The 9,787-nt window shown below is 56.4% G+C and carries 10 protein-coding genes; 5 read left to right on the top strand and 5 right to left on the bottom strand.

The features are described 5' to 3' along the window. The first annotated feature begins 110 nt into the window (after positions 1-110). Positions 111-1,250 (top strand): tyrosine-type recombinase/integrase, encoded by a 1,140-nt coding sequence (locus tag B4E36_RS03690; RefSeq protein WP_292051453.1) that lies wholly within the window; start codon positions 111-113, stop codon positions 1,248-1,250. An 81-nt stretch (positions 1,251-1,331) separates the two neighbouring features. Beyond that, positions 1,332-2,939, top strand: coding sequence for a MobA/MobL family protein (locus tag B4E36_RS03685; RefSeq protein ID WP_292051451.1), 1,608 nt, complete (start codon positions 1,332-1,334; stop codon positions 2,937-2,939). On the opposite strand, the gene B4E36_RS03680 is transcribed toward B4E36_RS03685, so the two are convergent. The 4 genes from B4E36_RS03680 to B4E36_RS03665 all read right to left on the bottom strand — a co-directional run bounded on the left by B4E36_RS03680 (position 2,936) and on the right by B4E36_RS03665 (position 6,815). Beyond that, positions 2,936-3,148 carry a hypothetical protein gene (locus tag B4E36_RS03680; RefSeq protein WP_292051449.1) on the bottom strand — a complete coding sequence of 71 codons (213 nt, stop codon included), beginning with the start codon at positions 3,146-3,148 and terminating at the stop codon, positions 2,936-2,938. The genes B4E36_RS03685 and B4E36_RS03680 overlap by 4 nt on opposite strands. Before the next feature lie 48 nt (positions 3,149-3,196). After that, on the bottom strand, positions 3,197-4,120 hold the full coding sequence (locus B4E36_RS03675; protein ID WP_292051448.1) for a M48 family metalloprotease: 924 nt from the start codon (positions 4,118-4,120) through the stop codon (positions 3,197-3,199). After that, entirely contained in the window at positions 4,105-5,811 is a 1,707-nt protein-coding gene (locus tag B4E36_RS03670; RefSeq protein ID WP_292051446.1) for a type IV secretory system conjugative DNA transfer family protein, read from the bottom strand. The genes B4E36_RS03675 and B4E36_RS03670 overlap by 16 nt, the downstream gene beginning before the upstream one ends. Before the next feature lie 422 nt (positions 5,812-6,233). Further along, entirely contained in the window at positions 6,234-6,815 is a 582-nt protein-coding gene (locus B4E36_RS03665) for a Fic/DOC family protein (protein ID WP_292051444.1), read from the bottom strand. Between the two features lie 383 nt (positions 6,816-7,198). On the opposite strand from B4E36_RS03665, the gene B4E36_RS03660 reads away from it, so the two are divergent. From B4E36_RS03660 to B4E36_RS03650, 3 genes are read left to right on the top strand one after another with little or no spacing between them, the layout of a single operon-like run. Continuing rightward, a complete protein-coding gene (locus tag B4E36_RS03660; protein ID WP_292051443.1) occupies positions 7,199-7,444 on the top strand; it encodes a DUF2188 domain-containing protein in 246 nt (81 codons plus the stop codon). A 21-nt stretch (positions 7,445-7,465) separates the two neighbouring features. Then, entirely contained in the window at positions 7,466-7,996 is a 531-nt protein-coding gene (locus B4E36_RS03655; protein WP_292051441.1) for a hypothetical protein, read from the top strand. Next, positions 7,993-8,970 (top strand): toll/interleukin-1 receptor domain-containing protein, encoded by a 978-nt coding sequence (locus tag B4E36_RS03650; RefSeq protein ID WP_292051438.1) that lies wholly within the window; start codon positions 7,993-7,995, stop codon positions 8,968-8,970. Before B4E36_RS03655 ends, B4E36_RS03650 begins: the two co-directional genes overlap by 4 nt. Here the strand turns inward: B4E36_RS03650 and B4E36_RS03645 are convergent. Next, on the bottom strand, positions 8,951-9,454 hold the full coding sequence (locus B4E36_RS03645; protein WP_292051437.1) for a hypothetical protein: 504 nt from the start codon (positions 9,452-9,454) through the stop codon (positions 8,951-8,953). The two genes, B4E36_RS03650 and B4E36_RS03645, sit on opposite strands and share 20 nt — an antisense overlap. Positions 9,455-9,787 lie beyond the last annotated feature (333 nt).

The raw sequence follows: 9,787 nt of genomic DNA, 5'->3' as shown, positions 1-9,787 counted from the left end.
GTTCGAACCCCTGCGCTCTCACCAATAAATTCAAGGCTTTAGGCCTACACTTCCTTTCCAAAATAGCCTAAAATACCCGGACACACAGTGGACACAGTTTCGAGGGTGTCATGGGCTCGCATTACATACTGGGTGACAAGGTCAGAATTTACCGCCGCGAGAACAGTTCGGTCTGGCAGGCACAGGCACGACTGGAGGGCAAAAAGTGGCGCGTCAGCACCAAAACCGACAGTCTGGCGCAGGCCAAGGAGTTCGCGGAGGATTGGTATTTTGAGCTGCGCGGCAAAAGCCGGGTCGGTCAGTTGACCGCCGAGCGTACCTTTGCCGATGCCGCCAAACAGTTCCTGCTGGAATACGAGGCGATCACCAACGGCGAGCGTAATCCGCGCTATGTGAAAGATCACGCCGCCCGACTCAGGAATCACCTGATCCCCTACTTTGGCGACAAGCCGCTGTCCCAGATCACGGCGGGCATGGTGCAGGACTATCGAATCATGCGCCTGCAGCCAAACCCGGACACCGGCAAGGTGCCGACCCGCAGCACCCTCCACCACGAAACCGTCACACTGCGGCAGGTTATGAAAACCGCCCTGCGGCACGGCTGGCTGGCTCACCTGCCCGACTTTTCCGCGCCTTACCGGGCTTCCGGCAAAATCAGTCATAGGGCTTGGTTTTCTGATGAAGAGTACAAGAAGCTCTACACCTACACACGAGAGCGCGCGAAATCGGCCGAGGGCCTGAACTGGCAGCATGCGGCCGAACAGCTGCATGACTATGTGCTATTCATGGCTAATACCGGTTTGCGCCCGGATGAAGCCAATCGTCTCGAATACCGCGACGTGACGATTGATGAGGGCGAAGAAGGTGACGACCCCATCCTGCTGATCGAGGTGCGCGGCAAACGGGGTGTTGGCTACTGCAAAAGCACGCGCGGTGCGGTCTATCCGTTTGAGCGGTTGGTGAAGCGCAATCGACCGCGACCAACCGACCTGATTTTTCCGCAGGATCACAAGAAACAGTTCAACCGGGCACTCACCGACTGCGACCTGAAATTCGATCGCGAAGGCAACCGCCGGTCAGCTTATAGTCTCCGGCATACCTATATCTGCCTCCGCCTGCTGGAAGGTGCCGATATCTACCAGATCGCCAAGAATTGCCGCACCAGTGTCGAGATGATCGAAAAGCACTATGCCGTACATCTCAAGAACACCCTGGATGCCAGGGCCATCAACGTGCGACGAAAAGCATGATCGGTTGTCGAATCATCTTGTTGCAATCTAGGATTCATCCCGGCAAAGTAACGTCAGTCGTTGCTGCCGAAGGTTTCTGGTGTGGATCAGGTTATCCGGATAGAGCCGATACACTGCCGTGTGAAGAATGTTTCGCGCGGCAACGGGCCTGCCGATAATCCCCATTCTGTTATCGCGGCGGCCGCCTACCTGTCCCGCACGCGGATCAGGGATGAGCGCACCGGGCGCATTCATCGCTATACCCGGCAGGATACCGATATTGTTCACGAGGCGATCCTGCACCCGTCCGATGCGCCGGACTGGGCCAGTGACCGCGCGGGCTTATGGAATGCGGTGGAAGCCGCCGAGCGGCGCAAGGATGCCCGTCTGGCCAAAAGCCTGGAAGTGGCCCTACCGCTTGACCTTGATGCGCAGCGCTGGCCCGCGTTGATGGAAGCCTTCGCGGCGCGGTTTGTCGCCATGGGGTTGCCGGTCCACTACGCCATTCACAACAATGCCGACGGCACCAATCCGCACTGCCATCTGTTGCTGGCGACCCGCGTACTTGAAAGCACCGGCTTTGCCAAAGCCAAGCTTGCCGCGCTGAATCAGAAATCCTTTGTCGATGACACGCGCGCCCTGTGGGCAGACACCTGCAATCTGTTTCTGGCGGCAGCCGGAGCGGGCATGCGGTATGACCATCGCAGCTACAAAGCACGCGGCATTGCCAAAGTGGCAGGCACTCACCGGGGACGTCGCCGTCCCGATCGCAGCTGGATGAGGGAGATATCCATGCGTCAACGCCCTACCCCTGAAGAAATTGAACGTTACCCGCATCTAACCGCGCGTGAAGAATGGCCGCCACGCACGCATGCGCCGGAATGGAGCTTCACACGGGAAGAACGCGAGGAGCTAAAGCGCTACGTCGCAGAGCATCCGGAACCCAAACAGGAGATACGGCACGACGATGGCCAGTTTGAAGGCTGGATCAAGCGCAAATGGCAGGAACAGGAAGAAGCACGCCAGCCACGTGTCATAAGCCCTGTACCTGAACAGGAAGGGAGCGAGCCGACACCGGAAGAACGGCAGCGCCAGGAAGCAGAGCGACAGCGCGATGAAGAAGGCATGCGGCGCGATGACGCCGCCCGCCTGCCCGTTACCCAGTCCGAGAGTGAGCGCCTGGCAGAAGCCCGCAAACATGGTGACGCCGAGGTTCAACGCGTTGAAAAGCAGATACTGGAAGAGCGCCTTGCCTACCTGGAGCGCAAAGACCGGGATGATTACGCAGCAGGCATGGATCGCCGATACGAAGAAGAGCACCGGGAACCGGACCACACAGCAGAAATCCTGCGCGACACGCTGGGCAAGGCGGAAGCCGAACGCTTGCTGAAATACGCCCATACGGATGAACAGTTCCGCCGCATCTTCAAAGACCCGGAGCACGCCATCAAGCGCTTCAATCAGGCCTTGGAGGATATGGGAGAAAAGCGGGCGCTGGAAACACTGGCCCGCGATCCGGGCCGGATCAGCCCGACCAAGGATTCATGGCGGGCAACATTCCAGCATTCAACCAAGGAGCGAGAAGAAGCCCGCGAAGCGCGGCGCAACGTCACGGAATCCTATCAAGTGACGAAGGAAGCCGTTGAGAAAGAACGGGACGCCCGGCGGGCGGCCGAACGACATGAGGAAGAGCGGCAGTGGAAGCGCTAGCGGCGCGTGCGCTCCAGCTCCTGGCCAAGCTCTTCCATCATAAGAGTTTCACGACGGCCTTTTGGCTCGGCTGAACGGACACCATGCACCAGCAGCTGAAATTCCTTGTAGGTGCGCATGCACCACGGAATGTTCAGCCGCAGTACCCGAACCACGAACCATGCCAGCATGTATTCGAGGTTGAAACGGATCGACGAACTGAATTTCATGCTGACTATGATAAGCCATCATGAAACAAATCGCGAACAGAAACCTGATCATTTATGCGGTAATTGCTTAATGTAGGTCGCGTTGCGGATGGCCTCGATGCGCTTGTCCAGCGGTGGATGGCTTCGCAGCAGGCCATTGAACATCAGATTTTCATAGGCAGCCAGCGCGTGGCGTGGCTTGCCGTCATCGGCCTTGATTGCTTCCAGCGCGCCGATCATGGCCTGCGGACTGGTCAGGCTGGCCCCGATGGCATCTGCATAGAACTCCCGTTGACGGGAAAACCGCATGATTTCCATTTCAGAGACGAAAGTGAACAGCTTCAACGCCAGCATTTTGAGTTTGCGGAACACCAGAAAAAACGTCAGGGCATCCCGCACGCCATAGGCATAGGTCATGCGCTGCATATCATTGCTGGCGATGTGGCCGAGCTCATGCGCCAGAATGGCTTCGAACTGATCACCGGTGGTCTTTTCGATACAGCCGCGCGTGAACGCAATCATGGCATTGTCGCGGGACTGGCCGCAGGCAAACGCGTTGATGCTGTGATCCTCGAAATGGCCCACATGGCGTACTGGCGGCAGCCCCATGGATTGCGCCATGGCCTGCACCTTGTCGTAGATCGGATGCCCTTCCGGCAGGAACGTAATCTTGAGGTCTTTGGCGGCTTTGCCGGACTGTCCGCCGACCCGGTTGGCGAAAAACTTGCCGCCCACATAGGTCCACACCGGCAGGCCGAGAAAGACCCAAAGTAACTGAATGGCCATGATTGCAAAAGCCAGCGGCAGCATGGTCAGGAAGATGATGGCCAACGGGGTGGCGGTCATCCCGAACAGGAAGGCGAAAAACTCCACCACCATCCCAATAATGCCACCAATGGCGGCACCCACCATCAGGAAAAGCACAGTTCGGGTCATCGGATTGGCAAGTCGGCTGGCGTCGATTGTCGGGGTCTGCGTTATTTCCTGTTCCATGTCAGTCCACACCTTTTGCTGGCGATCGGGTCGAGATGCCAGGGGATGAGGTCTGCTTTCACGCGCAGCCCTCCCCTGAAAAAATGCAGGGCGTTGCGCGGCTTGGCCGGGTTGTGCGACGCCATGAACGTTTCAACTTCCTGCGGCGTCATCAGCTCACGACCGTGCAGCGACAGCGCTTCGTTGATGGAATACGACGCCGAGCCGCCGCCCAGTGACGTTCCGACCGATCCCGGCATCAGCAGCGCCTTGGTGTCCTTGCCCAGGTAGTCGGAGATGTACTGGCTGGTTTCGTGGTCATCCGTGCCGAAGAATGACTTGGCTTCGGCCTGCATGAACGATTGCCAGTTGGTCGGGTACTTCTGCTTGAGGGTTGCCATATCCTGCAGGAAGAACCACAGTCGCACCCCTGCCCCGGCATGTGTCCGCAGTGCGCTGACAAACCGGTCAGACGCGTCGAGCATCAGAAACTCATCCAGCAGGAACAGCACCGGGATATCCGGTCTGGTCTTGTTGCGCAGCATCGCGTCCAGCGCGTTGGCGAAGACCATCTGCACGAAGGTGGAGTACGGGCCAATCGCATCGAACGGCAGCACCAGATAGACCGTGATGTTGCGTTCCTTCAGCCCTTCAAACAGGAAATCGGAACGCGCGGTGGCGCGGCGCAGTCCCTTGGTGTCCCAGATACTCATATGCTGGCCGATGCTTTCGATCAGCCGGGGTATACCGACGTCGCGCGTCTTGCTTTCAACCGCTTTGGCCGCGTTGCGGATAAATGGGTCATCCGTGCCGCGCATATCCTTCAGCAGGCTGGTGAAGTCCCTGTCATAGCCGGACACGCGATCCCGCAGGGCGCCGATATTGCGTTCGGCGGGGTCGGCATAGTGGGCGTAATAGAGCAAAGCACCCGCCAGAAAGCCGATCGCCTCATTGGCGAAGAACGGCTGTTTGTCATCCTGCTGGCGCGGGTAGATCATTTCCGCCAGTTTGGTGGCGTCACGGTCGTTGTTGATCGTGTCCAGCGGATTGAACCCATGGGTGAAGTCTTTCAGCCGCCCTTCCTCGAAAGGGTTGAGAATATAGACCGGGCCGACGTTTTCATCGCGCCATCTGCCGGTGGCTTCGACCAGCTCGCCCTTGGGGTCCAACACCACGGCAGAGCCGCGATAGCGCAGCAGGTTCGGAATGATCTGCATTGCGCCCTTGCCCGTGCGGGTCGGCGCAAGGGTCAGTAGATGGCTTTCGCCGTTCCAGTGGATTGGTTTGCCGGTAGCCTTGTCTCGCCCGAAATAGATCCCGTCGGGCGTTTCGTGGGCATCGTTCAGCAATCCGGCATCGGCCAGATCGGTGCCGCTGGACCATGCGGCGGAGCCATGAATTTTTGGCGGATTGCGGAGGAGTTCCGCTTGCTGTTGGAGAAGCGCCAGGGTGCGGTTGGCGGCGGCGATAATACCCTCATAAGGCTCGCCCTTGAGTACCGCCGAGACGACGGTATCGACGGTGATCGGATCATAGCCTTGCTGCAGGAGTTGACGGCGCAGAGATGCGGCCTTGAGGTTGCGGCCGATTTTGGTTGCGGTCTGCACCATCGCCTGTGAGGAGCGAATGGTATCGCCAAGGCGCAATGGCTCGGTCCCGCCAAGCTTGACCGGCATTTTTGTCAGGTCCGCAAACGGATCGTCCCCGCTCATCCTGCATCAGCCCCCCGGTATCTGCTGGATATTGCAGGTAATCGAAGCAGGTTGATGCAGGGTTGTAAATACCTGCGGTAGCTTTTATGAATGTCGCTCTCTTGACGGGCATCAAAGTCTGCCAAATACAGTAAAAGCGCACTTACATGTTGCCTCAGCCGGGAACCCGGCGAAATGCAACATTGCGGCGTTCGAAACGGCGCGAAGCGACCGTCCCGAACCCCGAAGTGCGGCGGGGGATACCCCCTGCACCCCCTCCGTGCGACTCGCCCTGTCCGTATTTTACCTTCGAACGTCGCACTCTTCGCAAGATGCGCCCGGCTCTGCCGGGCTCCGCTGCGGTGCCCGCAGCAAGGCCGTTACCGGCCGCAGCGCGGGTGCCGTGGGCGGGCGTGAACACGCCCCCCCCCTGCGAGCCCGCGTCAAACCAATAAAGAGCGTATCTGAATTCTCAGCGGATCGAGAGTGCCGCTAAAGCTATCGATCATGGCTTGCAGAAACGTCTCCGGCTGCAGGTTATCTTCATGCAGCTCATATCCGGCGTTTCGAGCCAACATCGTCAGAAAGACCAGCTGTGAACGACCATTCCCCTCTCGGAACGGATGAATTGCGTTAAGCTCCGATAGAAACCATGCGGCTTCGGTCGCGAACTCATCTTCATCCCCTACCTCGGCCAGACAGCCCTTCCGGGCCAGTTTGGAGAACAGCTTTGTCGCTTCCGTTTCGATATGCTCAGGATAGCAGAACATGCTGCCGCCTTTGCTGGTGCGGATTGTTCGCACCTGCCCTGCCCAGCTATAGACATCTTGGAAAAAGTGTCGATGGACGGCGCAGTAATGGGAAAAATCCAGATCGCCATCCGGCAGGTCCTCGTCGGCGCGCGAATGGAACATCAGTTGTTCGAACTCGTCGAGCTCATCCTGATCCCGAAGATCAGCCTTGTTGCGCAGAACCTGGGTGCCGGGATAGCACAAAGGGTCTTCGATCGCATCATAGCGCGACACGACACTCAGCCCTTCTTGAACGCCTTCGTGACCGCAGTACGATAGGCATCCCCTTTAAGATTGGACGACGCCAAACTCTTGGAAAGTGATCTTGACGCAGGTTTGAGGGACAACCCCTCAACCGCCGCAAAGCGCTCCGCTTTGCCCACACCGATGGGACGGGTAATAAATTTCCCGGATCCTGCAGAACGACTGACTTTTGTGCTCTTTGCCATGCTTTCAAAATACCATCTTTTATGACGTCATGCCTATCTATTTATGGGCCCCGGCGCAAGATGTCCCTGACGATCCCAAAAACTGCAGCCCGTTCTTTGGTTCAAAAATTCTGGCTAAAATTTACATTGCCATTTATACTTTTCATGTATTCCAAGGGGAGGAAACAAATGTCCGATTTGCCAAAGTATACACTGTCGCATGATGAGGCAAAAAAGGATTGGGTTCTGAAGCAGGATGGTGCCGATCGAGCCACGAAGCGTTTTGAAAGCAAGTCCGAAGCGACCAAAGGCGGAGCCCTTTCGGGCGCTCTGGGTAAATCCGGTGGGTCAGTAAAAATCCAGAAACAGAACGGGAAATATCAGGAAGAACGGACATTCCCCCGCTCCAAAGACCCCAGAAAGTCCAAAGGCTGATCAACGGAGGTTTTGCGCTTCATGAATATTCTACCAAGTTGTTCGATCAAAAGCCTGACTGAATGTGAACCCTCTCAGTTGGTTCGTTTAGTGGAATATGGAGAGGATGCCGGTGCGCTGGCACTCGTCGCCGACGTTGAAGGCGGCGAAGATGCCCGCGCACTCATCCAGCTGAACGAAGACATTCCTGCATATTCGATTATCAACGACCCTGACAGGTATCAGGTCCTGGCTTTTGAAGCCCCACCAACCCTTGTCGTGGACCCATTCAGCGGGTTCGACGCTTCCCCCAGCCGATTGTTCGAAGCGCAGGGCTGTGTCATGCGACATCATGATTGCTGGGTAATGCGAGTCAACGAATACTACGGTAGTGGCTTCAGGCCGCGTCAAGGTAGTTTTGATCTTGAGTCAGGCAGACTCATCAATCCGGTGACAGAAACACGCCGCATCGCATACTTCGGCAAATGGCATATTACCGTTCCAAACCCGGATGGGAATGAAAAGGCCATTACCGTCGCCAGCTTTGAATGGAAAGCACCCCAGAATTCATGACCAAACTCTTTTTTTCCTACTCCCACGCTGACGAAACATTTCGCGATACCCTTGAAAAACATCTGGCTGCGATGAAGCACGAAGGGCTGATCGATACATGGCACGACCGGCGGATTCCGGCAGGCGACGAACTTGACCCTGCCATTGACGAAAATCTTGAGCAGGCTGATGTCATTCTGTTGCTGGTCAGTTCTGATTTCATCGCATCGCGGTATTGCTACGATATCGAGATGACACGGGCTCTTGAACGGCATCATGATCGGACAGCTCGGGTCATCCCGATTATCCTCCGGCACTGCGACTGGAGAAACACTCCCTTTGCCAAGCTGTTGGCTGCGCCAACTGATGGCAAGCCTATCAAATCATGGGCGGACATTGATGAGGCCTACACTGATGTGGTTGGTCATATCCGTCGGGCACTTACGGCAATGGGAGCAAGCCCAAAACAACAGGAAGCCGCACAGCAGATCCCATCTGCAGCCAAGTTTGGTTTTGCCGAGCCGGAAACGGTCTCCTCGCCCTATGCCTCGGCCCGCTCCAGCAATATGCGCGTCAAAAAAACGTTCTCGGATGCGGACCGGGAACGTTTTCTGGAAGATAGTTTTGCCTTTATAAGCCGCTTCTTTGAGAACTCGCTTCAGGAGCTGGCAGGTCGGAATCCCGGAATTGAGGGACGCTTTCGGCAAATAGATGCCAATCACTTTACCTGTGTGATCTATGCTGACGGCAAGGCTATTTCTCGGTGCAAGATCGTGCTTGGCGGAGCTTTCGGAAGAGGGATTTCTTACTCCATCAATGACAACGGCTCCGATAACAGCTGCAATGAAAAGCTGTCGGTCGAGACCGACGACCAGAATCTGTATTTGAAGCCGTTGATGGGGTTGGCATTCCAAAGCCGACGCCAAAATGCAAAGCTCAGTATGGAAGGTGCCGCAGAGCTGTTTTGGTCCATTCTCATAGAGCCCCTACAGTAACGCTATAATCGAGGTGATTTTCGACCGGTGCGGTGCCCTCGACTAGAAGAAAATTGCCGTCCGCTTTAATCCACTCAACTATTCCGTCAGCCGGCACATCAAATCCGTGACCCTTCAACGCCAGAATGTCCTTTTTATGCAGCTTCATTTTGCTGCCATGACTTGAGCTGCCATCAAGATTGATCACTCCTATCTCATTTCCACGGCGACCATAGACGTGAGCATGTGTCTGACCAACGCCGTGCTTGGGTTGATCTATTCTTATGTTTCCTTTGTATCGACCTGATACAATTTTCCCTTCCTGCAGCATCTGAAACTCAGCGCCATCGCTGTTCGCCACAGGTATAAATATCTCGATAAAACGAGGCTGGCGTTCTGCTACCAGAAATTCTTTGAATCTAATCATTTTACTCCTTTTATCTTTATTTATGAAGAAACACGCATACAGGTCGGCGTTTTCCAGTAAAAGCGACCAGAAATTCATCGAAATGTTCGTGTGTCGTTCATGCGAAATCTCGCTCTCCCCCTTTCTCAACCCGGTGCTGCCGCCTCCCTGCCCGCTTGCGTACCCGTGGCCTTCATCGGTTGCAGGATGACTGGTTCTGTCTTGCTCTGATGCGCCGGTCCGATTGGTGGGGTGCTGTCCTGCCCACGGTGGATTTGTGGGTCGGGCGGTGTGGTGTTTGCGGTGCTTTCCTCAGGTGTGGAGCCGGGCCTCCCTTGGCCGGGTTAGTCGCCAAGCTGGGCTGATCCGGTTCGCGCGCAATGGTCTTCCGCCGCAAGCGGTCTCCCGAGAGGTGGCTCGGTTTATCTGCAC

This window comes from Martelella sp. UBA3392 (assembly GCF_002358775.1).
In the GTDB taxonomy this organism is placed as follows: Bacteria; Pseudomonadota; Alphaproteobacteria; order Rhizobiales; family Rhizobiaceae; genus Martelella; species Martelella mediterranea.
The sequence above is the reverse complement of the archived record's forward strand: the minus strand, read 5'-3'. Positions and strand labels throughout refer to the sequence as shown.